This is a genomic window from Paenibacillus polymyxa, assembly GCF_001719045.1.
Classification (GTDB): domain Bacteria; phylum Bacillota; class Bacilli; order Paenibacillales; family Paenibacillaceae; genus Paenibacillus; species Paenibacillus polymyxa_B.
In genome coordinates, this window is the sequence record NZ_CP015423.1 from 1597370 (window position 1) to 1622206 (window position 24837).

A 24837-nucleotide genomic window follows, 5' to 3' on the forward strand; every position below is an offset into this window, starting at 1 on the left:
TGATAAGGCCGAGTGCTCTGGACTACTCGGCTGCTTGCTCTGCTAAAATCATCAGTTCCTCCAGCATATGCCGCTGTCTTTCAATTAAATGCAAAGCTCGTTCCATAATCTCAGGCATCCGATGCTTGCGCAGTTGAAGCCCTGTTTTGTAAATATGCAGATTAAGCTTGTGCCAATCCGCGTACAGCCCCTGTGCCAATTCAATTACATGCTGTGTTTGTGGCCCCAGCGTGGCTTGATGCAGCAGGCAATAATCAGCTGTATAATCCGTCAAATGAAGGGCACTGCCCAATCGCAGATTGTAATAGATTTCATGACAGTACGTCCGAAAATCCTGATCCGCCATGTCTGCCAACAGACGGAAGTCACCGACAAATGCCTGGTACCCCTCATCTCCCCGCTTGACCTGTTTGCCTGTTACAGCTTTCCCCGTTTGGCTTTCCGACTCATTAGACGTAGGTACGCCTCTCCAGATGGCTTCGTGTCCAGTCAAATACTGTCGAATATGATGAGCACACGCAGCATGCATCTCACTTGGCGAAAGCGGGGCAGGCTGCTCCACCAGCCATGCATACTCAATAATGCCCTGCATCAGATCGTCGAGCCGGGCTGAGCCCACATAAGTCATGGCATGTCCCGAGGAATCGAGCAGGAAGCTATCATTCACCTGTGCTGTACGTTCTCGCAAGTCCAACCCGCACAACTCAATCACGTGGCCCCTTGGGTAATTTTTCACATATACATCGTGATAGGTTAAAGCGGTGCTCGACGTATGCAGCATGGTACCGTAGCCCGATGTGAGTACCCGCAACAGGTCGGTTTCATCGCTGACACCTGCGACCCACGGTTCCACCCGAATAACAGGTCCGCCACTAGCTGCCATTTCTTGAAGCTGCTCTGGATATTTCTCAGGTCCGAAGCGCTTCAAATCTCCACCATACTCTGCGCACATACTCCCACACAGCATGAATAGCTCGGATTCGGCCATGGTCACCCCGTACCTCCGCAACGAGGTACGCAGGGAAGAATATACACAATGCTTCCCTGGAAGAGCGTTTGCCACTTCTTCTGCACCATAGTCCACAACGGAATCATGACGAGTCTTCATATCGGATTCCTGCATCAACCTTGTCTTTTCAGCGCCCTTATGCATATTTGCTCAGCAGACGCTCAATGCCTTGCAGTGTAGATAGATGCTCCAGCACTAGATCGTCGTCCTCCATCGTAATATCAAGCTCATTTTCCAACTCTACAATTAATTCCACAGCGGATAAGGAATTCAGCCCCAAGGTTCGCAGATCCTGATCCGGAGTCAACTGTTCCAGCTCTCCCGGAGCCAGCTTCAAAACCTTTTCCAGCAAGGGTACTACATGGTATACATCTGTTTTCATTTTTGATTCCCTCCCATTTATGAGCATCCTAATCCAGCAATGATACCTTCCAATTTGTGCGCATAAGCATCAGCTTCCTGCCAGCTGTCTGCCAAAATAAGTGTGAAAATCCGGTTCACATAGCCCCGCTTCACAGGAATACCAGACAATGTACCCGCCGTATATACAAACACCCCTTCTGGACGTTCGGGCGTATAGAGCAAGCCCTCCTCCGCGAGCAGCCCGCACAAGCGGCTGTAAGTGAGAGGCGTAGCGGTAACGTTGCGGTAATAACGGGATAATGTTTTATGCTGTTCTCCCAGGACGGATGACAGGAATGAAATATAGGTAGACAACGTAAACCTACCGTTAATCTCAATGACTGGAACCAGCAAACCTTCTTCGTCAACAAAACCGTCAATAGAGGCCATTCCTGTGTACCCAATGGAATAAAGATACGTACCCAGCTGGTAGGCGCAACGTTTCACTTCTTCCTCCAGCGCATCGCCAATCTCAGCCGGCACTTGAGATCCGATATATACGGTGCCATCCACGTTTTGTCTTTTTAGCGAAAACATCGTCACACCACCGCCCTCGTCAATGCAGAGCTGGTAGTTCAGATCCATCTGCTTATTGTGCCAGCGCTCCACCAGCCAGCCGCCGGAAGATGGCGACGAGCCGCCAAAGCGCCTCATCACACTCAGCAGCGTGTCCAGCTTGGACAGCTCGTCCAGCATATACATGCCTTGTCCCGAGGCACCGTGCGGCTGCTTGATAATCAGCTTCACAGGTCCATCCGATAAGTCAGCCAGTCTAGCACACTCCCTGCGGATCGCCGATTCGTCTGCACATACGGCGCCTTCGCTGACAGCAAAACCAAGCTTTTGCGCGGTCAGGCGGCTGAATATTTTATCATTCACCTGAGCACTAACCGCGGATGGAGCGCCGATCAGCTCTAGCCCGCAAAGCTCCGCAATCGCTTCCTCCTGCGGTGTGACCGCATAGGGGACGAGCCACGCTTTGGCTCCGCCGCTGCTGTGGCCTGCATCTGCAACCGTACGCAGTCGTGCCAAAAGCGCCTCATCCGCCAGCACCAGCTCTGAAATCGGCGTTAGCGGATCAGAAGGCTCCGGCACCTCAATACGCGGCAGGCTAAAGCCCAACCGTTGAAGCATGTCCAGAAACGCCTTATCCGGCTGTTCCCGAAGTACAATGACATCCTGACTTCGACATAGCAGGAGATTCATTTCCTCCATCCGGTTTACGACTTGCTGTTCATCCCGGTCTACCATGCCCCCCTTGCGGGGGGATGGATGCCACACTTGCTCTGCACCGATATTAAACAGCCAAATCAGGACTCCATGGTCTCGTTCATGCGCAAGCGCTTCCACAAGGTTAATCGTTTTAGTCGTCACGTCTTGTCATCATCCCTCTCTCTTCCATCCAGTAACAAACAACATCCATAGAAAACTAAATGTACTTCAGAGAGCCTGCCCCATGCAGATACAATACGCTGCATTTGGAGCACACCGGAGTCAATCCTTCATGATTAATCTTTTGACGAGTTTTCTCATACGCATCCGAGTTCCATATCTCCTTCAGACTGTGCTCACGCATGCTTCCAATCGTGAATTCACTGAAAAATTTGCAAGGCATGACCTTCCCGTCTGGTAAAATATCTGTTCTGGAGGTGAGCGCCAAACAATGATTGGAACAACGACTGACCATTTCCTCGCCATGGATAAATTTATCAATTTCCTCATAATCCAAACCGGGCTGATAGCGCACGCGAATGTTCCATACTCGCTCATTGATCCGCTGTAGTTCCTGCATCAGAGGATCGATGTTATCCGGGTTGATTTTATATTTGAAAGCATGCCAGCTACTAATATTTTTTTCTTCAAGTTGTCGGAGCCAGGAGAAATTACGTGTAAAATATTCATCCATTTTGAGGGAGGTTTCTTTGGAAATGTACCAGGGGAACGTCAGCAGCACCAGATCCAGCCTTTTGTCCTCCAGCATTTGCAGAAATTCGTACATCCGTCCGATCATGTTATCGTTAATGACCGCATGGACAGTTACCCGTCCCTTGTACAATCCCTGGTCGCGCAGTTCAATCAGCTTATCCATCTGCCGCATTGTTTTTTGAAAAGTGCCTTTACCGCGGATTAAATCGTGTTCTCTTTCAAAACCTTCAATCGCTATTAATAACTCCAGATTTTCGGACAAATCCAAAATCCGGTCCAAATATTTATCAATAAGTAACCCATTTGTACAAAAGGTCATTTCGCGCCGATCTTCCGCCAGCACGTCCAAAATTTCATCAAAACGTCGATGAAACATCGGTTCGCCGCCCCACATGTACAGTCTGGACTTGGCTTCCTTGGTTTCGCTCAAAATTTGCCGGAGCATGTCCGGAGCAAGATCCATGTTTTGTTCTTCTTTATCCATTTGGTGATGGTAGCCTTCCTCGTTCCATTCAAAGCAGTGTGTACATCTCAGGTTGCAGCGGTTAGTCAGCTTAATGCCGATCGTCTGGGGCATGTCCGTTTTGAAAGTAGGGTCCTGTGTGGCGTTACGGTAAGATACAGAAGCGTTTTTCAGGTTACGCTTGATGAGCTTGAACGCTTTCTCATCAATCAGCACATTGCTTTTGGGCTGCATGCTAACACCTCGTTTAATGGATTTTCAGGCACATGTACCTAGCTGTACGTCAGACCGTCTCCATTCCCTCCAGATGCGGCGCTTGTTCCGCATCGCTGATCCCCTGAATGTAGCTGCAAAACGCATCTACCGAGCTCAAATGCTCTAGCTCAAAGGAATCAAAATCAATCTCCACATCAAACGCATCCTCCACTTGCAGCATGAAATGAACCAACTGCAACGAATCCAGTCCCGCATCATGAATAATGTCCGAATGTCCATCCAGCTTAGCGACCAGTTCAGGATCTTCCTTAACCGCGCTGATCATTTCAATCACTTGGCTTTGCATAGCAAACTCCTCCTTGTGAATGAGATTCTGTTCGTTCCACCCAACGATGCCCTCTGCAAAGAAAGCTCCTAGAAAAATTCCTTCACTGGAACTTTATTCAATTATACTCCTCCAATGAAGAGACAAGTCAATAGGTTGTTTTGTAAGTAAAACTCGCAATATGTAAATTAATGTATGATAACTTCTACAATTTTCGCTGGCTATTTTTTCGCAAAATCTAATAAAAATTCTTCTCACATCTCTTGCATGAGCAGCAGAATTATTTTACAATACACGTGAAAATGTTTTTCTTTATATACTACTTATTTACGATACTTATTTTCACACAAACACTCTACAGCCAAAGGAGCACAGCTCATGTCCCCCATTCTTCATACATTAGCCCATAGACTGGAGCAGCTTCCCGTACAGGAGCGCAAGCTGGCGGAATCCATCCTGCAATCCCCGGAAGATGTGTTGCATCTGGGTATTCGGGAGCTGTCAGAACGTTGTGGTGTAAGTGCGGCGACCGTTACGCGGTTTTGCAAATCACTACATTTTAAAGGCTATCCCGATTTCAAAATGAAGCTGGCCGCCGAGTTGTCTCATTCCAACCGTAATGGTGAAGAATCCTATCAGGATATTGTCGCCGGAAATTCACTTTCCCGAATCGTGCAGGCTATTCAGGCGAACCATACCGCATCCATTGCAGACACGACCCGACTGCTGGATTTCGACAAGCTGGAGCAGGCCATTGCATGGCTGTCAGCCACGAGCCGCATTGATCTTTATGGTATGGCGACATCGTCGATTGTGGCCCAGGATTTTTACCAGAAGCTCATCCGTATTGGCAAGAACAGCACTGCCTTTGCAGATTCCCATATGCAAATCACCTCTGCCTCCTCGCTCGGAGCGGAAGATGTCGCCTTTGCCGTCTCTTATTCAGGGGAAACCCAGGAGACCATTGCGGCTCTACGCTGTGCAAAGGAACAGGGGGCCAAGACACTATCCCTAACCTCCTTCGGAAACAATACGCTGGCAGGCCTTGCGGATATTGCGCTATTTTCCTCTTCATTGGAGGAAGGAATGCGACGTGGGGATATGGCCTCTCGCATCGCCCAGCTTCATATTATAGATATTCTGTTTACAGGTATGGTGAGCGCGGATTTTGACAAATATATTCCAAGATTGGAAGGTTCATATCAACAAGTGAGCAAGCTCAAAAAACAACCAGGGGGTCACTAAGATGAACATACGCATTTTGAACAGCCGTGAAGACCTGAACGCTACTGCCGCCGCTGTGATCGCTAGCTTGCTGCTATCCAAACCACAGGCCATGCTTGGCCTGGCCACCGGTAGTACGCCGATTGGCATTTACCAACATCTTGCAGATATGTACCGCAAGGAACAGGTCAGTTTTGCACGCGCCTATTCCGTGAATCTTGATGAATATGTTGGTCTTCCCCCAGAACATCCGCAGAGCTATCGAAGCTTTATGAATGAGCACTTGTTCCAGCATATCGACATTCCCATATCCCATACACGTGTTCCTGACGGGAATGCACTAGATCTGGCAGCAGAATGTGCAGCGCACGAGCAGGCTATTCTGGATCATGGCCCTGTGGATTTGCAGTTGCTTGGCATTGGTCATAATGGGCATATCGGCTTTAACGAACCCGGTCACAGCTTGGCTGGAGCCACACATGTTGTAGATTTGAAAGAAAGTACGCGCTCGGCGAATGCTCGATTTTTTGGCGAAATAGATGCTGTACCCAGGCAAGCAGTTACGATGGGAGTAGGCACGATTCTTAAGGCGAAGCAAATTATACTGGTGGCTTTTGGTGCGGATAAGGCCGACATTATAAAGCAGGCTTTAACTGGACCTGTCACGACTGAGTGTCCGGCTTCTTTGCTGCAATGTCACCCCAACGTACTTATTTTACTGGATCAGAAAGCGGGAGGATGGTTCAATTGAAGTCAGATGAAATGAGTGGTAACATACCCCAGCTACTGTATGGGCAAGTTGTCGTTGGAAATGACATCATTGAAAAAGGGGTTGTCGTCATTGAGGGGCAGTCCATTGTTTATGCTGGTTCCGAGGGAAATTTGCCCGCCGATTGGACATCGGTAGTCTTGGCAAATCAGGAAGAAAGTGCAGCGAGAGCGGTAGAAATTGTACGTCTGGAAGGAGGCTATCTGCTACCAGGCTTTATTGATATTCATGTTCACGGCGGTAACGGTGAGGACTTTATGGACTCCAGTCCAAAGGTGCTGGATACGATCACCTCCTTTCACGGTTCACAAGGAACGACGGCCATGCTGGCTACCACCATGACCGCGCCCAAGGAACAGATTGACCGAGTATTGAGTGAAGTTCACGCTTATATGGCACTACCTATGCCCTATGCTCAGTTGGAGGGCGTACATCTAGAAGGGCCGTTCATAAGTCCGAACTGGCCGGGAGCGCAAAACCCGGAACATATCGTGCCACCGAATCTCTCATGGGTGGCAGAATGGGAGCAACGCTATCCAGGCCTTGTTCGCCAGCTCACGCTTGCGCCCGAACGGGAAGGAGCGCTGGAACTGATTGCATGGCTTTGCAGCCATGGCATTACCGCGGCTCTCGGTCATACAGATGCTACGTATGAAGAGGTTGAACAGGCAGCGACGGCGGGGCTGAACCATGCGGTGCATGCGTTTAATGCTATGACTCCGCTGCATCATCGCAAGCCGGGAGCCGCCGGAGCCGTACTTGCTGATCCGCGCATTGAAGCAGAAATCATCGCGGACGGCATTCATGTGCATCCCGCCGCCATTTCCCTGCTCGCTAGGTTAAAGCAGGATCATAATCTCATTCTCATCACAGATGCCATGTCTGCTGCTGGTCTGGAAGACGGGAAATATACGCTCGGCGATTTGCCGGTGATCGTGCAGGGCGGTGTAGCACGACTGGAGGATGGGGTCACTTTGGCAGGAAGCACACTAACGATGATTGAAGGCTTCCGCTATTTGGTTCAACATGTGGGTATGAGTATTCCCGCGGCATCACAAATGGCCAGCCTGAATCCGGCTCGATCCTTGCACATTGCTGATCGTACAGGTTCGCTTGAAGCAGGTAAACAAGCAGATATCCTGTTACTGGATGGAGACTTGAAGCTGCAAGGCGTATGGATTAAAGGATTGCGCAAATAATTCAGTTATAGTTATCATTCCCCAAAACTAAAGAGCTATCCACCAGCGTATTCGCTGAGATGGATAGCTCTTTCTTTGGCATTGCACACACTTATAGGGTTTGAATTAGCGATGATTCATCGGCGCGGGCGTATGATTTTGTGGACGTGTGGGTGCTGTATTTTCCATTGGACGGTTTGTATCAGCCGCCGAGGTCGGGAATACACGTTCAATCACATCCACCATTTCATTGCTCAAGCCTCTAATCGGATGACCGTTTTGCACACTGTGTGTAAAGTCAGTGGCTTGTTCGACAAAGTCCGGGTTAGCGGATACATGTACCTGTTCAATCGAAGGTGCAAATTGCTTAACTTTATTCGCGATACGGCTCTTGACTGCATCACTTGGTTCATATGCAGTTCTTGCTCCCTCGATTGTGGTGTTTCCGTTATCTCCGCGATTGTTGTCCGTCAAGCCACGCAACATACCGTACGAGCCTGTACCCATCGTACCGAATAAACCGTCATCACGACGCGCAGGTGTTCCATTCCCGGTAAGTCCATTTCCGGCAACTCCATTGTCTGTCATTCCAGGCGTCGTAGTATCCGTAGTACGGTTTCCTCTAGTGCCATTAACGCCATTCACACTCGGTACATTACCGTTACGTCCAATACTATTAGCACCTGGAGTACCATCAATACTTGGAGTACCGTCAATACTTGGAGCACCGACACCTGTTCCGTTGGCTTGGTCTTTCAAGGAAACGGCTACATAGGCATGTCGTTCACCGACCAGCACTGTCGCAGACTTTACATCCGGCATCTCAGATATACGTTTGGACAAACTGCGATCGACTTGCAGATTACGGACTGGATGTCCGGTTCGGTTGCCATTTTCATTCAATGACATCCCGTCCATACCATTGGACTTAACCCCATAACGATTCACACCATCCATACCATTACGGTTCACACCATCCATATGATGTGTGCTTTGCGCGTTATAGCGTGTACTGTTCGTACGAACGTTATGATCGCCATTTCCGCACCCGGTCAAAGCAGCCATACTGGCGAGTAAAGCAGCAGAAATCGTAAAACTGATGACCTTCTTAGTTCCTGGCATGAACTCATCCTCCATACATTATAAAATGTGTGACGAGATTATCATGCGCTATGAATCATAGGGATATCCTGACTAAAAAATGACTAAAAAAATAAAATTTTAATGTAAATATGAAATAGAATTGATGATTTACCACAAGATGGCATGTATAATAAGCTTGAAAAATACTTTATTTTACAAAGGAGGATTTTCAATTTGAAAAAGATCACTGTTTTGATGCTCATTTTTATGTTATCCGTTACTCTTGTACCCGTCGGCGCTTTTGCAGGCTCCACTACCCCCCAACCCCCGAAAGATCCCGCCGGAAGCTGGGCAGAAGGCCCACCACCTAATCGCGTTGATCCTGCCAAACCTGCATTATTATTCGTACATGGTTTGAACAGTAGCGCTGAAGTCTGGACCAAAAATAATAACGACATGCTTCATCGCGCACGTGACGCCGGATACCAGACGGCCACCATTAATCTGTACGATACAAATGGTACATCCCAGGATATGTGGGACAATGGTAAGCTTTTAGCCGACAAAATCAAGGTCATCAGTAATCACTTTGGAAAAAAGCTCATTGTCATCGCCCACAGCAAAGGTGGAGTGGATACTCAAACCGCTCTCGTATATAACGGAGCTGCTCCTTATGTTCAACGTGTCATCACCCTTAGCAGTCCCCATCATGGCTCACAACTTGCAGATCTCGCCTACAGCAGCTGGGCCGGATGGCTGGCAGACATCGTCGGCTCACAAAATCCCGGTACCTCCACTTTACAAACATCTTATATGAAGTATTTCCGATCCAAGACCGATGCACTCAGCAACGCAACTACAATTCCATTCTTCACGTTTGCTGGTGATAACTGGTCTGACGGCACTGCTTCCTACATACTCGGCGGACTTTACCTCTCAACCTTTGGTAAAAATGATGGGGTGGTCACAGTCGACAACTCTAAGCTCCCCGGCGGACGTGTAGTTAAAATCGGATCTTGGGATCATGCCAAGGTTCGTACCGGTTCTTACGTCTTCTCCCTGATCCAACCCTACCTCCAAGCGAACACTCCAGCATTGAATCAGGAAACTGAAGCACTTTCAGCATCTTCCCTGACTGCTTCTGCTGTACAATCCACCTATAACGAGATCGATAATTCATACTTTATCCGAGGCGGCGATTATAATGGAAAAGCCTCAGAAACCCTCACTGTTGAAAATGGTGTCAAATCCATTGATCTGGACTGGATCAGCGATAAACGTGTGAGTAAGCTGGAACTAACCAAGCCTGACGGTACCAGTGAAATTATTAATCTGAAAGCAGGCTATGATGACGATATTTTCGCTGGTGCCTGGCATCATAACGCCGTCATTCAAAATCCAAAACCGGGCACCTATAAACTGAACGTCACGGTTCCTGATCAAGGAGCATATCTCCTGATTGCACGTTACCAGGCTGTTCAAGTTCCTGAGCTGAAATACAATCTGAATGCAGTGGGCCCGAAGCTAAACCTGAAACCACAGGATGCCCCGGACAGCGTTACACAAGTCACCTACCAAGTTCAATATTATGGTGATCCGCAGCAAGGAGTCACTTCTGCCTCCAAAGGTTTGACGGTACAGCAAAAAACCGTTAACCCTACCGGACAAATAGAGCTATCCAAAGCGGACAAGCCCGGCATCTATTCTGTAACCTATGAAATTAGCGGCACCACAGAGGCAGGTTATCCGTACCGGCGCACAGCTGTTCAATCCATCTATATTGATGCTGACGGCAATAAGTATGTTGACTAAATAAATCTACAACCTAAAAAGCCTGCGAACCCCTACATATATGGGGCGTTTGCAGGCTATTATTCATTACAAAACTTCTTGATAGTGGTAATACTTTGTAATCCCATTCTTGTGTTCAATCGGTTGTTTGATTCTGATTCCTCAGCTTATGAAGCCAATAGTAGCGGTGTAAATCCATAATAAAATGGAAAAGAACAAATGCCAGCATGGAGTATACACTGATCAATACTGTGGCAACTAATTGTTGTGTAGCAAATCCGAGGGAAACATTAGCTATCAGATAACCAGCCCCAGTAAATGTGGTGATCGTCACTACAGGCGCTCTCTTGTTTTTTTCCTTAACTTTTGGTTTCTTCTTATGTTCTGAAGGATCTTTGAATTTCGCCAAATTATATTTTATAAAGGAATACAAGGCGATTCCATAAAGGGCAAAGGAACCTATAAAATACCATGAAGTATCCAGACCCAACATGCCATAAGCAAACTTTTGTGTCATGATCATGAAGCCTATAGAACAAATCAAACCAAATACACCACGGAATAAAATGTAATTCAACTGCAATTTGCGTGGCATGATGACCAGTACTAGAGCCCAAATGTTTATCATAACAATCGGTGGCAACAGTACATAAACGTAAACTGCAATGTATGGATTTCCCACTAAGGGGATAACCAGAAACAGATCTAACAGTAATAAAACAAGAATGATGACATTGGAACGAATACTGTTGACTGGGTACATCTTCATACTTTTCTCAAAAGAAGCCCTGTTATCACTCATAAACTTATAAGCCCTCCGTTAAATAAGTAAACCTACGGATAAGGATAGCCAAGGCTATATCCATTGTCCACTTTTTACTGTCTTTAACTCTTGTCGCAGTTCTTCTATAAAATCAGTCACAATGCTTTGGACAGCATCTTCACGGGACATACGGATATACCGACTGGTCTTTTGAATGTCTTCCTCGAACAATTGAAGTATCCTATACATGGCCTCCTGATCTCCACTTCGTACTAATTTTAGCAATTGGACGAACTCAGCATCCGAAATAACTCTTTGAGCATTTTCTTTTTCCATTTATTCACCGCCTGTTGGGATAGCTTTAACTCTTTTGCAATCTGTGCTTCGGTTTTATCTAGTATGTAAAGGTCAAAGATGATCATTTTTCCGATCTCAGAAGATAGAGAGTTGATAAGCTGTAATGTGTACATATTAGAGTTTGAAGATTCTGTAAAAGATGGGGCGCTGACGGCTTCGTTCTTTTCCATTACAAATTCATGATTGGTTTGTACCCGAGCACGATACTGGATTCTCCAGGCAATGCGGTACAGCTTCTTTCGATATTGTTCTACCAATGTTAGCTGAGACTGATCCATTGTAAATCACCCTTTCTCTTTGGATTTGACTTTTTCTAATCCTCATACTATAGGGTAATTTTCAAACCTATTTTACAACCGAAATCAGAACACTTGTTCTTATTTATTATACTATTTTTACAATCAGTTGTATATGGTTCTTTTAATTTACCTTCCTTTATATATGGCTAAAAAGGAGGGAATACATTGCAAATGGATGATGCTCTTTCTCTGGTTACCAACGTAGGCTTTCCGGCTGGACTTTGTTTTATTTTGTTGCGGCACATCCTGCACACGATGGAGGAAAAGCTGGACAAGCTGGATCTCTCACTTCATGAGCTGATTCAGGTTATCCAAGAATTAAACGACACTAACAATTCTTCTTCCAAAAGCAGCAAACCTGACGAGTAACGAACACAAAGAAGCTCCAGACGACGATCATCCGCCGTTGGAGCCTCTTTGTGCGTTAATTTAATTCTAATGATTATTTTCCAGTCTGAGCTTGGTCGTGTCCATTCTGTTCAGCACGGTTCACGTCAGATACTGACAGACCATAAGCCCAGTTACTTTGTGGCGGTACAATCCATACGGTATCTGGATCATCGTTAAGCGTCCAGCCCTGATAAACCAGCTGGGAATCATCCTTACCCAGCGATATGCTCAGCGTAAAGCGGTGAACAGGCTTGTTCAGCTCAGAGGCTTTGCGCAAGGCCTGACTGCTGGCCAGGTTTTTGATTTGCTGCGAGAGGGAAGTCGCCGTGTCACTGGCTACTGACTTTCCGTTCAGCGTCCAAGATGTGGAAGCACTGTCTCCGGTTCCGCTGTTACCGGAGGATTTGAGCATCCATGAAGCATTTTGGCCTTCCCACTCTATTCCGCTCAGCTTGGTATCGTCCCAATCGAACGGCGTTGTATCTATAAAATCATCAGCACCCAGCAACAACCCTGAAAGTGTATCGATAGGTACAGAAGCTATCTCTTTTTTGTCTGATAATACATAAACAGCCTCTCCGGAAGGCAACGTTTCACCGAAGGCAAAGGTACGAACGTCACCCTTCTTGGTCTTAATCTCAATCTGATCATTGGTAGCGCTGATCCCATATTTGGCTACATCTTTAGGAGAAGATTCGACCACTTCACCCAACTTTACATTTTGAATCGCCGCTAGCCAATTGTCTATTGTATATTGGTTTAATGGGTAAGTCCGTGGCTTGCTCATACTCCATTGACCATCATGTTGTTCAAGTTCCACCGACTTGCCGTCCTTTCCAGTGATCGCGAAAGACGTAATATCCCCTTGCGTAAGCTGAACCAGCTGGCGAGCCGCCGGCGCTTGTTCACGAAAGAAGTTTTGGCTCTTTGCATAGATTATACCCGCTCCCAATACAACTAACAGTAGCACTGTGGGTATCCATTTTCTCATGCTCTTCTTCGCCTCCACCATAATAAGATTCCGATGACCGCGAACAGCAACGGCAATCCGATGACAGATATGGTCAATATCGTTTTCGCTTGTGCAGGAGTCAAGTAAGCTACCTTATAATCCTGCTCCTGACGAGGACGAATGGTGAGTCCATCAGAGTGTTCCTGCACATAATTCAGACTGTTCAGCACAAAGTCTCGATTGCCTCCTGTGCTGATCTCAGTGTCGCTTAAGAGGGCGGACGTTCCGAGAATAACGGCTTTGGGCTTGCCTTCTTTCCCTTCTACCGCATAACCGAGATTCAGCGGCCCCTGCGGGTCCTTGTCATCCTTCTCCGTTTCGTTGTTCAGCAGTCCTTGGATATTCGTTTCACCATAGCTGGCTGCAGAAGATTTCATCAAAAGCGTCGTCTTCCAATCCTTCTGCTCTCCTGCCTGCAAAGCAATAGACAGTGAAAGAACCGGGTACAGATTGGAAGCCGCCAACTTATCGGTGATCGCATGACTGCCGAAGGTAGGAACCGTCCATAGAGGTCCAAGTGTATTCGTCTGTTCCTGATCCACCACGATGGCATGAGTGTCCTTCACTCCATAATCAGCTGCTAATGCATCAAGGTTTTTCCAATCGGACCCCATGTTCGGGTGAAAGCCTAGTGCCATAAAAAGCTTTCCTCCATCATTCAGATACGTACGAATACTCTTCAGTTCCGTTGCACTGATATCACGTTCTGGTCCGACAATAGCCAATACAGACGTATCTTTGGGCACGCTACCCGCCTGATTAAGCTGAACTTCCTCTGTTTTCACATTATCTTGTGACAGTGAGCTGCTTAATTCAGTCATTTGGGACAATGGGATTTCCTCATGTCCAGTTAGAAAGACCACTTTCCCTTGACGGGTAGATGATAATCCCAGCAGTCCACTAGTCAGCTTTTCTTCCCCGGTAAATTGGTATGCCCCTTCACCACTCCCCTGAGCTTGCGTAAATAGACTCCCAATATCTATAACCCGCTTCTTCTCCCCCTGCACCAACACAATAGATGCTGAAGTAACACCATATTGCTTGGCCAGTAACGGTTCCTGATTCAGATCGTATTGTTCGACCTTGAGCTTGTTGTTACGCTTGGCATATTCATTCAGCATGTCCGTAACATCCCGGTTCAGCTTCTGATTTTGTGAAGTAGATACGGTAAAAGCAATGAGCCGTACGTCTTCCTTTACACCTTGGATGGTCGTCAACGTTTGGTCAGACAGCGTATACTGCTTGCCTGCCGTCAGATCCAGTTGAAAGCCACCCAACGACCGCAGAAATAACGTCAATAAAATAAAAATCCCTACAGCAGCAATCGATAGTACCACACTATTGGTATGACCCAGCCATTTTTTCATATTCATTACCTCCACCGTTTCCGTTCAACCACTTGGATGCTGAACAGCAAAAAGAGCACCGCCACCGTCACGTAGTACATCACATCAGCTCCATTCAGCAATCCTTTGGTGAAACTGTCAAACCGTGCGGTTAGTGAAAAAGGTTCCAGCCATTGCTGCACCGCCGCAGATGCACCCGTCTGTCCACCAAACGAATCCAGCATCCAGAACACAAGTAAAATAATAAAACCGACGACCGACGACATCATCTGATGCTGTGAAAGCGTCGAAGCGAATAAGCCGATCGCCATCATGGCTGCGCCAAGCATAAATAGACCGATCACAGATGTAAATACCAGTGTCCAATCCAGCGACCCATAAAAGGACATCACGACCGGATACGCTAGACTGCACAGCACTAATATGAGCAACATGCCCAGCGACGCCAAAAATTTACCCACGATCATTTCCGTCACACTCACAGGGGAGGTAAGCAGCAGTTCATCCGTACCTTGCCTGAATTCCTCCGCAACCAGCCTCATCGTGAGTAATGGGACGACGAACACCAGCATGGACAAGGTGTCACCGAGTACCAGCCGATAGTCCAGAATGCTAGGCTGATACATAACAAAATTTGTATAAAAAAGTAAACCCGTCAGCAGCATGTACACTGCAAGTGCAAAATAGGTCGTTGGTGTCCACAGATAGGCTTGCAGCTCTTTTTGACAGACCGCGAACAAACGCCTCATGACCGATTACCTCCTGTATCCTTATCTTCTTCAGCCTTATCGTCGCCGGATGCAGCATCTCCATGCTCCACCGTGATAGCCGTAGGGGCTGCATTCTCCGAGGAATGTAGATCTTGTACTGCTGGATCGCTGACCTGACTTTCTTCCGTCTCGCGGGTCGTTAACTGCTGGAAGATATTTTCCAAGCTAAGGCTTTCTTTTTTCATCTCCAAAATCGGAAGCTTCGCATCAGACAGCACATAAAATAGTTCTTCGCGAAAATCCTCACCGGAGGCTCCTGTGAGTAGCAATTCGGTCATATCTGGCTCTGCGGCAGTCAGCTTCGTGTTCGCTGGAGGCTGCGTGGCCGCCATAGATTCAACCTCTACTTTTCCCCAAGTACGCAGGACATCCAGCACCTGCTCACGCTTCCCTCTGACCTCCACCTTCACCTTGAATCCATCTTCCATCGAACCGCCGAGCGCGTCAGGGCGCCCATCCATGACCAGTTTCCCTTCATGAATGATGAGAACACGATTGCACAACGCATCCACCTCAGGCAATATATGCGTGCTAAGCAATACCGTATGATTTTCGCCAATTTCCTGAATGAGCTGACGAATCTCCAAAATCTGATTGGGGTCCAAACCCGAAGTCGGTTCATCCAGTACCAGTAAATCCGGGTTATGAATAATCGCACCTGCCAGTCCCAAGCGCTGTTTATACCCTTTGGACAAACTGCGGACTAATTGTTTTTCCCGCCCATTCAGTCCTAGCCTGGACATCATCTCCGAAATACGCAGCTTCTGCTCTCTCGCAGGCACGTCCCGAATACTAGCTACAAACTTCAAATAGGATCTTACGGACATATCCTCATACAAAGGGGGAGTCTCCGGCAGATAACCGATTTTGGAACGGGCCTGTCTGCCCTTATCCTGAATCGGGATACCATCAATCGTAATCACTCCCTCGTTGGGTTGAAGATACCCTGTAATCATGCGCATCGTCGTCGTTTTACCCGCACCATTCGGCCCCAGGAAACCAACAATTTCACCGCGCTGCATTTCAAAATCCAGCTTATGTACACCCCGGTTGCCCTCATACCACTTGCTCACCTGCTGCACTTTGAGCACATGTTCCACCCTTTCCTTTATCGTAATCTTCTCCCTGCTGCTCCCCTACTTCCCTCCCACCTAAAATGTTGCATCAGTAGTGGGTAGCAGCGGAGCGGAGGATTTGGAGCTGGAGAAGCGCCAGCGTTCGCCTTTGCCTTGGGATTTTTACCTCTACATATCTTACTTAATCACAGAAAAATCCCACGGCAACAGCGATCGGAAGACCAAAGCCTTCGCGGAGCGGTCTCCTCGCACCTTATGCTACACTTTTAAATTCTAATAATAATCCCCCACATATAACTCCAGCTTAACGTCACTTAAATAGAAGCTTAAAATAATGTGTCTGAAATGTGAACACAAAATTACACATCTACCCTCAGAAACTTGTACGGTTCGCTAAGGTATGGATTCGCATCTACTATCATTACAACGTGTGAAGGGAGTGTATAAAAGCGATGAGTGTATTGTTTACCAATCTAGTTTCTAACGGCGACTTCGAGATCGGATCCACCCTTTTTTGGAGCTCTGTCAATGTGACTGTCACTAACTTATCTGTAAAAAAGACAAACTTTTATAGTGCGATCCTGACAGGAGGCGCAGTAGATGCATCTCTTTCCCAGGTCGTTTTTGCTGCACCAGGCGAAAGTTATACGTTAAGCCTTTCAGCTGCAAAAATAGGAAGTCTGTCCAGTCCTCAAGTTAACATTTTTCTGTATTACTATGACGCAACCTTTGGCTTCCTTGGCACGGGGCTAACTACCTATTTGAGTGCAGGTACATTGCCAGACGCTGTGAATGGGACATGGCAAAGCCTATACGAAGTAACAGCTCCTGTACCAGCCAACGCAGCCTATGCCTTTTTGGTTATTAGTAAAAACGCCTTGGCTAACACCGCTGATGTAGCTATTGATGCCGTTGCTCTTGTTAAAGCAAGTGCAGCTGGAGCTGTGGGTCCAGCCGGACCTGCCGGCCCAACTGGTGCTACAGGCGCTAGTGGCGCTACAGGTGCTACGGGGCCTGCGGGTGCCACAGGCGCTACGGGCGACACTGGCGTTACCGGACCTGTCGGGCCTACGGGTGCCACGGGCGACACTGGTGTTACCGGACCTGTCGGACCTACGGGTGCCACGGGGGACACAGGTGTTACTGGACCTGTCGGACCTACGGGTGCCACGGGGGACACTGGTGCTACTGGACCTGTCGGGCCTACGGGTGCCACGGGCGACACTGGTGTTACTGGACCTGTCGGACCTACGGGTGCCACGGGCGACACAGGTGTTACTGGACCTGTCGGACCTACGGGTGCCACGGGGGACACTGGCGCTACCGGACCTGTCGGGCCTACTGGCGCTACGGGCGACACTGGCGTTACCGGACCTGTCGGGCCTACGGGTGCCACGGGCGACACTGGTGTTACTGGACCTGTCGGGCCTACGGGTGCTACGGGCGACACTGGCGCTACCGGACCTATCGGGCCTACTGGCGATACCGGGCCTACGGGGCCGACTGGACCGACCGGACCATTTGGCCTTGGATTTACCGGACCTGTCGGACCTACAGGCGCCACGGGTGATACAGGACCTGCTGGACCTATCGGGCCTATCGGGCCTATCGGCGACACAGGCGCTACTGGACCTGTCGGACCTACGGGCGACACGGGCCCTACAGGGCCGACTGGACCTACCGGACCGTTTGGATTTACTGGCCCGATTGGACCAACAGGAGACACTGGTCCACAAGGACCGATTGGACCTACCGGACCTACGGGGCCGACTGGACCTACGGGGCCTACCGGACTCTAACCTCCTTTTCTACCACATCATGTTTAAGCGATGTACCATACCTTATCGACAAAGCCGCACAGCATGTTAAAAGCTTTATTATCCTTGCCCTGCCGCGATTGTGGCAGGGCTTCTATAAATCAGACCTCTTTTAAATCCAACTTTATGTTTGACCTGAACCCTTAGATGGTTCCCAAAGGAGTGATGCTCAATTGATCAGTATCAGCCTGTGCATGATCGTCAAAAATGATCAAAATACGATTGGCCGTTGCCTGGAATCGGTCCATCCTATTGTGGATGAAATCAACATCGTGGACACAGGTTCACAGGATCGGACCATTGACATATGTCGCAACTTTACAGATCGAATTTTTCCATTTGAATGGGTAGATCATTTTGCCCTTGCACGTAACTATTCGTTTGAGCAAGCTACGCAGGAGTACATTCTCTGGCTTGATGCCGATGATATTTTGAAGGAGCAGGATGCCGTCAAGCTGCTTGAGCTGAAGCAAACCCTTGATTCCTCAGCCGTACCAACCGTCGATTCCGTGTCTATGAATTATCATTATGGCTTTGATGATCATGGCAATGTCACCCTACATTTTCGCCGAAACCGCTTGATCAGAAGGTCAGCCGGATTCCGTTGGCACGGAGCCGTGCATGAGTACCTCGCCGTAGACGGGAATATTCAACATGCCGATATCGCCATAACACACACCAGAACACATACAGTCTCTCCAGGAAGAAATCTGCGAATTTATGAGAAGTTGCTCGCCCAAGGTCATGCCTTCTCTCCTCGTGACCTCTACTATTACGCTAACGAGTTAAGAGATAATGAAAGATATGAGCAGGCCGTGCAGGCTTACCAGAATTTTCTGGATACCGGGCAGTGCTGGGTAGAGGATGCGATTAGTGCATGTAGCAAAATGGCCGACTGTCTGCAAAAACTTGGCAAGCTGGAGCAAAGTATTACCGCGGCTCTCCATAGTTTGACCTTCGATACGCCCAGGGCAGATCTATGCTGTCGGATAGGTCATTATTTTTTGCATAAAAATGAGATCTCCAAAGCTATTTATTGGTACGACATAGCTACCACTCTAAATCCTCCCGACACGATGGGCCCGGTGCAGGACGCGTACCAAACGTGGTTTCCTCATATCCAGCTATGCATTTGCCATTTTCGAATGAAGGATTACACACGTGCGAATTGGCACAACGAACAAGCTGCAATGTACGTTCCCAACGACCCGCATGTCCTGCATAATCGGCAATTTTTCAGCTCAATCCTGAATCCTCCCCAATAGAGATGTCTCCCATACTCACCCCTCAATCTTTAAGTAAGTCAAAGGAGGAGCAAGCGGAATGCAACAATCGAATCGGTACAAGATAGCTGTCTATGCCATTAGCAAAAATGAAGCCCGATTCGCCAAACGCTGGATGCACACCATGCGTGAAGCCGATGTTGTCATTGTAGCGGACACCGGCTCTACAGACGATACTGTTTCCCTGCTACGCGAAGCGGGTGCAGAGGTGCATCGTATCGAGGTAAATCCTTGGCGTTTTGACAAGGCTCGCAATGAGTCCCTGCGGCTGGTCCCTGACGATATAGATATTTGTGTCTGTACGGATCTGGACGAAGTCTGGGAGGAAGGTTGGCGGTCGCGGCTGGAACGTAACTGGAAGGAAGGAACTACCCGGATGCTATATGCCTTTACGCATGGACAGCCTGGGCAAGATACCGTTTATACATGGTTCTGGAAAGAAAAAATACACACTCGTCACGGTTACCGCTGGGTACGCCCGGTTCACGAGGTGCTTGAATATATCGGGGAGGGTGAAGAACGTAGCATTCGATCCGATCAGCTCCGCTTGTATCATGATCCCGATCCGCACAAATCCCGCAGCCAATACCTTCCGCTGCTGGAGCAGTCTGTGCGCGAGTTTCCCGAGGATGACCGCAACATGCATTACTTGGGGCGAGAATATATGTATCATGGCCGCTGGGATGAGTGCATTACTACATTGCAACAACATCTTGCCATGCCGCAGGCACGCTGGGCAGATGAACGCAGCGCTTCGATGCGCTTTATTTCTAGAGCCTATAAAGCAAGTGAACAATGGCAGGAGGCAACACGTTGGTTATACCGGGCTATTGCGGAAGCGCCGTATTTACGTGAACCTTACACGGAAATGGCTCAGCTGGCTTATCATACACGGAACTGGTCCGCCGTCTATCATATGGTTGAAGAAGCGTTGCGTATTTCAACACGACCCGATACGTACATGCAAGAAGATTTTTGCTGGGACGCCACACTGTATGATCTTGGTGCCCTCGCTTGCTACGAGTTAGGCCTTTTACACAAAGCTTGTGAATTTGCGAGAGAAGCAACAGAGCGCTCCCCGGACGATTCTCGCCTTAGCCATAATTATGCGCTAATTCAATCTAGGCTTCCATAGAAACCCACACCCCGTTCTGTTAGTTGAATAACTTGGTATAGGAGCTTTTGATTGGCAAAGGAGGTTATTGAGATCAAAGTTCTATTTACTTTTTATATACCGAGCGGCGGCGTAGAAACCTTGAACCGCCAACGCTGTAAAGTGCTCATGCAGGACGGGATTGAATGTCATCTTCTCTATTATCAGCAAGGTACAGGGATGCAAAACCTGAACGGCGATATTCCTGTATTCATGACTTCCTCTGAAGAAGAAATTCGAATGCTGGTAATGACTAACCGCTATGATGCAATTATCGTCTCATCGGATTATCCTATGCTCCCCAGACTGCGAATGTTGGGCTATCAGGGGGTATTAATCTATGAATCGCAGGGCTTTGGTTCTCACGAAGAGGCTGCTTGGGTGGTCGCGGATGCAGTTCCGTATCTTCAGAGACATGCCAACGCGGTGCTCTTGCCCAATACAACTCATCTGGTGCAGCTATTTACCGACATGTGTCCATGGCTTAATCGTTATGTATTTCCAAACGTACTGGATACCAGCGTATTTAATTATGTACCTAACACTCCTCCGATCAATCCGATTATTGCCTGGGTTGGGCGGTTGGAGCCCAACAAGAACTGGAGGCATTTTGTCGACATTTCTTACTGGATGCTGCAAAACCGAGCGGATCTTCGAATCTGGATGTTTTATGATGACACCTTGTCTCAACCGGAGGATAAAATACAATTCGAGAACATGCTTGCTCAGCTTGGTATGTCCTCCCTTATCGAGCGTTTTAAAAGCGTCCCTCATGCCCAAATGCCCCTGTACTACTCCATGATTGGCGACTCAGGCGGCTACCTGCTATCGACCTCGCTGGTAGAGGGCTTCGGCTATGCGGTTGCTGAGGCGATGGCCTGTCGTTGCCCGGTATTAAGCTCTGATTCAGACGGAGTACGAGCATTCATTGACCACAACGAAACAGGTAAATTTTATCAGCAGGGAGACATCTTGCAGGCGATACTGCAAGGACTAGACCTGATGAACAACGTACCTCAACGCGAATCTATCCGCAGGAAAGGGCTGGAGCGAATCGTTAGTCTGTTGGCACCGGATAAATATGTGCGCTCCTTCCGGCAGATGATGAACACGCTGGGTGTGAGGTAACTAAAAAACAGCTGACGACAACCCTTTTTATATACGGGCCATCGTCAGCTTTAACTTGCCTTTTTATTATGGAATATTGTAATCTATCTAATCTTTAGTAAGCGGTCTCCTGCATGAATATCCTTGGAGCCTTCAACTAAGATATCCGTGTACACGGCTGTATTGGTTACAATGACGGATGTGGTAATATCATATCCTTCATCCCCTATAGCTTTGGGATCGAATTCAACCAGCTTGTCCCCTTTTTGAATCGTATCCCCTTCAGACACAAAGGAAGTGAAATGTTTTCCTTTCAAGCTGACCGTATTAATCCCAATGTGAATGAGCAGTTCAACTCCATCCTCAGAAATAAGACCGATGGCATGCTTGGTTTTGAAAACGGTAACAACAGTTCCGTTAAATGGTGCATAGGCTACTCCTTCTTTCGGAATAATTGCGGCCCCCTGGCCCATCGCACCGCTGGAAAAAGCTTCATCTTTTACTGTGGTTAAAGGAATCAATTCACCGTGTAGAGGACTGAATACCGCTTTTTCTTCTTCTTTGTTTTCATCTGCAATTTTAATCTCAACGCAGGTTTTGCATTTTTATAACCGAAAAGATAGGTCAAAATAAAAGCGACTACAAAAGCTACTACCAAAGATATAATAAAGCCGATGAAGCCTGCATCCATGCCTTTTGGATTAATGAATAGAGGTATACCAAAAATGCCGCCTGAGGCAAATCCATATGCCGTTGAGCCGAGTAAGCCTGCAGCAGCTCCTCCTATACCTCCAGCGATCGAGGCTAAAATAAACGGTTTTTTGGCGGGTAAAGTAACCCCGTAAATAGCTGGTTCAGTAACCCCCATCAAACCCGCAATTGTGGCAGAAGTGGCGATAGGTTTTAATTTAGGGTCCCGTGATTTCAAAGCGATGGCAAAAGCCGCACCTGTTTGCGCAAAAGTCGTACAGAAGAGCATACCGTTAATCGGATCAAACCCGTTTGTAACTACATTATTCAGGAGAATTGGAATGAATGCCCAATGCAGACCAAAGATAATAATGCCCTGCCAGAACCCGGCCAGAACGAGGCCAGCTACAGCCGGACTTAACTGGTAAATCCACATAGAGACTTCGGCTAACCCATCGCTGACTATAGTTGCTATCGGTCCGACAACCAGAAAAACAAGCGGTGATATGATGACCAAGGTCAGAAAAGGCACCATGAACATTTTAATGGAAGCAGGTGCATACTTACTTATCATTTTTTCGACCTTAGCTGCCAAGAACGCTCCAATAATGATAGGTATAACAGAAGAAGTATAATTAATCAGAACAACAGGTATGGTCAAAAAAGACAGCGCCGTTTTATCCGTAAAGGCGGAAGTAATGGTCGGGTACACCATCGCTGCTCCCAAAACGGCAGACAGATACGGGTTTCCTCCAAATTTTTTACCTGCTGAAAACCCTAGAATAACCGGAAAGAAATAAAACATTGCGTCTGCTGTCGCATATAAAATTTTATACGTGCCCATCTGATCAGTCATCCAGCCTAGGGATGTGCATAAGGCCAATAGTCCTTTTAGAATCCCCACAGCAGCGAGCACACCTACAACGGGCATAAACACACCTGAAATTACATCGACAAATCGGCTGAATAGGCTCGCTTTTTCATTCTTTTGATCCTCTTCAACCATCTGATCTCCATGCTTTACTCCCATTGTATCCAAAAGAGCTTCATAAACTTTGGGAACCTCATTCCCGATGACCACCTGAAATTGGCCACCACTTTCCACGACGGTAATGACACCGTCAATCTGCTTGATCTTTTCTTTATCTGGCAATTGATTATCCTTCAGTTTAAATCTTAATCGAGTGACACAGTGAATGACACTGTTCACATTTTCATTTCCGCCCACGGCACTCCATACTTCTTTGGCTGTTTTTTTATGATCCATCATGTTCACTCCTTCTTGGATGCGCTTTCTATTTTTCTATTCGTAGTAGTCGGATGTGCAATAACTGCGACAATTACGGCACTGATTCCGCCTGCAAGTTTACCCACGATCATGGCAATCACCATATTCTTGTCCATTCCTGCTACAAAGCCAAGATGTCCCCCCAGAACGAAAGATCCACTGACAGCAAAAGCAATACTAATCACTTTGCCTCTGGGCTCCATCTCTTTGACTAAAGTGAACGTAGGAATATTATGAGCAAGACTAGCTACCAGACCCGCAGTAGCCGATGGATCTATGTTTAGCAAACGTCCTGCCCGTTGAAGCGGATTTTTAAATATTTTTGTAATCCAAGCAACCAACGGAAACGCACCAGCCAATACAATAGCAATCGTTCCAACCGTTTGCACACCGACAGACAACGGAGCCATATTGGGAATGATCACAAATCCAGTTAAGGTTTCGACCCCAATCGCTGCCAAACCGACAAGGGATAGAAGCCTAATGCCGTTACCAAACCACTTGAACAATCGGATCGTAAGCTCCGTAAATAGACGTAAACCCAGCATAATGATTATTGAAAGGAGCATGGGAATAATCAGATTTTTTAAAATCATCATCACGTCAAATCCGGCGGTCATTCCCCCTATGAAACAGCCAACGGGAATTGTACTGATACCGATCAAGATTCCTTTTGCAATATATGGATGATCCTCTTTTCCCAAAATGCCGAGGGCAACCGGAATCGTAAATACGAGCGTTGGGCCAAACATGGTCCCTAGAAAAACCCAGGAAAATAAACCCGCTTGCTGGCTGTGCGCCATTTCTGCCGCAAGCGCGTATCCTCCCATATCTACCGCCAATATCGTATTGGCAAAGGATGCCGGATCGGCACCCATTGCCACATATAATGGTGAAACAATAGGAATCAACCATGAGGCGAGTACAGGAGCCAAGGAAACAATTCCTATCATGACCAGAGCAAGAGAACCCATGGTCATGAGCCCATTGTTGAAGGCTTGTCCCAACCCCCAGCGATTTCCCAAACATTGATCCAATGCACCCAGCACTAAAAAAAGAGCGATAACATACATCACAATATCGTTAATGGACATCCTGTT

General features: G+C 47.6%; 23 protein-coding genes and 1 pseudogene. 9 read left to right on the forward strand and 15 right to left on the reverse strand.

Annotation, left to right across the window (positions count from 1 at the left end; genetic code table 11):
- Nucleotides 1–22: 22 nt before the first annotated feature.
- Genes AOU00_RS07135 through AOU00_RS07155 form a run of 5 tightly spaced genes read right to left on the reverse strand, consistent with a single transcriptional unit; the run spans nucleotide 23 to nucleotide 4362 of the window.
- Nucleotides 23–1108, reverse strand: coding sequence for a hypothetical protein (locus AOU00_RS07135; RefSeq protein WP_231109395.1), 1086 nt, complete (start codon nucleotides 1106–1108; stop codon nucleotides 23–25).
- A gap of 37 nt (nucleotides 1109–1145) precedes the next feature.
- The gene (locus AOU00_RS07140) at nucleotides 1146–1391 is read right to left on the reverse strand and encodes an acyl carrier protein (protein WP_013311710.1); all 246 of its coding nucleotides are present in this window, start codon (nucleotides 1389–1391) and stop codon (nucleotides 1146–1148) included.
- A 17-nt stretch (nucleotides 1392–1408) separates the two neighbouring features.
- On the reverse strand, nucleotides 1409–2785 hold the full coding sequence (locus tag AOU00_RS07145; protein WP_061828874.1) for a preATP grasp domain-containing protein: 1377 nt from the start codon (nucleotides 2783–2785) through the stop codon (nucleotides 1409–1411).
- 55 nt (nucleotides 2786–2840) lie between these two features.
- Complete coding sequence (locus tag AOU00_RS07150) at nucleotides 2841–4034, reverse strand: radical SAM/SPASM domain-containing protein (RefSeq protein ID WP_061828875.1); 1194 nt, start codon at nucleotides 4032–4034, stop codon at nucleotides 2841–2843.
- A 49-nt stretch (nucleotides 4035–4083) separates the two neighbouring features.
- The gene (locus AOU00_RS07155; protein WP_013311713.1) at nucleotides 4084–4362 is read right to left on the reverse strand and encodes an acyl carrier protein; all 279 of its coding nucleotides are present in this window, start codon (nucleotides 4360–4362) and stop codon (nucleotides 4084–4086) included.
- A 357-nt stretch (nucleotides 4363–4719) separates the two neighbouring features.
- On the opposite strand from AOU00_RS07155, the gene AOU00_RS07160 reads away from it, so the two are divergent.
- The 3 genes from AOU00_RS07160 to nagA are packed head-to-tail and all read left to right on the forward strand — an operon-like array spanning nucleotide 4720 to nucleotide 7533.
- The gene (locus tag AOU00_RS07160) at nucleotides 4720–5586 is read left to right on the forward strand and encodes a MurR/RpiR family transcriptional regulator (RefSeq protein ID WP_069290270.1); all 867 of its coding nucleotides are present in this window, start codon (nucleotides 4720–4722) and stop codon (nucleotides 5584–5586) included.
- Between the two features lies 1 nt (nucleotide 5587).
- Entirely contained in the window at nucleotides 5588–6316 is a 729-nt protein-coding gene (nagB, locus tag AOU00_RS07165) for a glucosamine-6-phosphate deaminase (protein WP_069290271.1), read from the forward strand.
- Nucleotides 6313–7533 (forward strand): N-acetylglucosamine-6-phosphate deacetylase, encoded by a 1221-nt coding sequence (gene nagA, locus AOU00_RS07170; protein WP_081330687.1) that lies wholly within the window; start codon nucleotides 6313–6315, stop codon nucleotides 7531–7533. The genes nagB and nagA overlap by 4 nt, the downstream gene beginning before the upstream one ends.
- A 105-nt stretch (nucleotides 7534–7638) precedes the next feature.
- On the opposite strand, the gene AOU00_RS07175 is transcribed toward nagA, so the two are convergent.
- On the reverse strand, nucleotides 7639–8634 hold the full coding sequence (locus tag AOU00_RS07175; RefSeq protein WP_069290273.1) for a YhcN/YlaJ family sporulation lipoprotein: 996 nt from the start codon (nucleotides 8632–8634) through the stop codon (nucleotides 7639–7641).
- Between the two features lie 195 nt (nucleotides 8635–8829).
- Here AOU00_RS07175 and AOU00_RS07180 point away from each other — a divergent pair, with 195 nt between their 5' ends.
- Complete coding sequence (locus AOU00_RS07180; RefSeq protein WP_069290274.1) at nucleotides 8830–10407, forward strand: esterase/lipase family protein; 1578 nt, start codon at nucleotides 8830–8832, stop codon at nucleotides 10405–10407.
- A gap of 115 nt (nucleotides 10408–10522) precedes the next feature.
- On the opposite strand, the gene AOU00_RS07185 is transcribed toward AOU00_RS07180, so the two are convergent.
- From AOU00_RS07185 to AOU00_RS07190, 3 genes are read right to left on the reverse strand one after another with little or no spacing between them, the layout of a single operon-like run.
- Nucleotides 10523–11188: a hypothetical protein gene (locus tag AOU00_RS07185; protein ID WP_069290275.1), complete on the reverse strand. Its 666-nt coding sequence runs from the start codon at nucleotides 11186–11188 to the stop codon at nucleotides 10523–10525.
- 54 nt (nucleotides 11189–11242) lie between these two features.
- A complete protein-coding gene (locus AOU00_RS25695; RefSeq protein WP_237166305.1) occupies nucleotides 11243–11434 on the reverse strand; it encodes a helix-turn-helix domain-containing protein in 192 nt (63 codons plus the stop codon).
- Nucleotides 11428–11784 carry a hypothetical protein gene (locus AOU00_RS07190; RefSeq protein WP_069290276.1) on the reverse strand — a complete coding sequence of 119 codons (357 nt, stop codon included), beginning with the start codon at nucleotides 11782–11784 and terminating at the stop codon, nucleotides 11428–11430. Before AOU00_RS07190 ends, AOU00_RS25695 begins: the two co-directional genes overlap by 7 nt.
- Nucleotides 11785–11976: 192 nt before the next feature.
- Between AOU00_RS07190 and AOU00_RS07195 the strand changes: the two genes are divergently transcribed.
- Nucleotides 11977–12174 (forward strand): YvrJ family protein, encoded by a 198-nt coding sequence (locus tag AOU00_RS07195; protein WP_223822138.1) that lies wholly within the window; start codon nucleotides 11977–11979, stop codon nucleotides 12172–12174.
- Nucleotides 12175–12247: 73 nt separating this feature from the next.
- Here AOU00_RS07195 and AOU00_RS07200 read toward each other — a convergent pair whose 3' ends face one another.
- The 4 genes from AOU00_RS07200 to AOU00_RS07215 are packed head-to-tail and all read right to left on the reverse strand — an operon-like array spanning nucleotide 12248 to nucleotide 16414.
- On the reverse strand, nucleotides 12248–13186 hold the full coding sequence (locus tag AOU00_RS07200) for a DUF4340 domain-containing protein (RefSeq protein ID WP_069290277.1): 939 nt from the start codon (nucleotides 13184–13186) through the stop codon (nucleotides 12248–12250).
- Nucleotides 13183–14574 (reverse strand): GldG family protein, encoded by a 1392-nt coding sequence (locus AOU00_RS07205; protein ID WP_069290278.1) that lies wholly within the window; start codon nucleotides 14572–14574, stop codon nucleotides 13183–13185. The genes AOU00_RS07200 and AOU00_RS07205 overlap by 4 nt, the downstream gene beginning before the upstream one ends.
- A gap of 5 nt (nucleotides 14575–14579) precedes the next feature.
- On the reverse strand, nucleotides 14580–15302 hold the full coding sequence (locus AOU00_RS07210; RefSeq protein WP_069290279.1) for an ABC transporter permease: 723 nt from the start codon (nucleotides 15300–15302) through the stop codon (nucleotides 14580–14582).
- Entirely contained in the window at nucleotides 15299–16414 is a 1116-nt protein-coding gene (locus tag AOU00_RS07215) for an ABC transporter ATP-binding protein (protein ID WP_069292019.1), read from the reverse strand. Before AOU00_RS07215 ends, AOU00_RS07210 begins: the two co-directional genes overlap by 4 nt.
- Before the next feature lie 437 nt (nucleotides 16415–16851).
- On the opposite strand from AOU00_RS07215, the gene AOU00_RS07220 reads away from it, so the two are divergent.
- From AOU00_RS07220 to AOU00_RS07235, 4 genes are all read left to right on the forward strand, one after another.
- Nucleotides 16852–18198: an NTTRR-F1 domain gene (locus AOU00_RS07220; protein WP_155765231.1), complete on the forward strand. Its 1347-nt coding sequence runs from the start codon at nucleotides 16852–16854 to the stop codon at nucleotides 18196–18198.
- Between the two features lie 191 nt (nucleotides 18199–18389).
- Nucleotides 18390–19481, forward strand: coding sequence for a glycosyltransferase (locus AOU00_RS07225; protein WP_069290280.1), 1092 nt, complete (start codon nucleotides 18390–18392; stop codon nucleotides 19479–19481).
- A 58-nt stretch (nucleotides 19482–19539) separates the two neighbouring features.
- Nucleotides 19540–20634 (forward strand): tetratricopeptide repeat-containing glycosyltransferase, encoded by a 1095-nt coding sequence (locus AOU00_RS07230; RefSeq protein WP_069290281.1) that lies wholly within the window; start codon nucleotides 19540–19542, stop codon nucleotides 20632–20634.
- A gap of 51 nt (nucleotides 20635–20685) precedes the next feature.
- Nucleotides 20686–21780 carry a glycosyltransferase family 4 protein gene (locus tag AOU00_RS07235; protein ID WP_069290282.1) on the forward strand — a complete coding sequence of 365 codons (1095 nt, stop codon included), beginning with the start codon at nucleotides 20686–20688 and terminating at the stop codon, nucleotides 21778–21780.
- A gap of 83 nt (nucleotides 21781–21863) precedes the next feature.
- Here the strand turns inward: AOU00_RS07235 and AOU00_RS07240 are convergent.
- A pseudogene (locus tag AOU00_RS07240) lies at nucleotides 21864–23716 on the reverse strand (beta-glucoside-specific PTS transporter subunit IIABC).
- A 5-nt stretch (nucleotides 23717–23721) separates the two neighbouring features.
- Nucleotides 23722–24831, reverse strand: coding sequence for an ethanolamine utilization protein EutH (gene eutH, locus AOU00_RS07245; protein ID WP_069290283.1), 1110 nt, complete (start codon nucleotides 24829–24831; stop codon nucleotides 23722–23724).
- Between the last annotated feature and the right edge of the window lie 6 nt (nucleotides 24832–24837).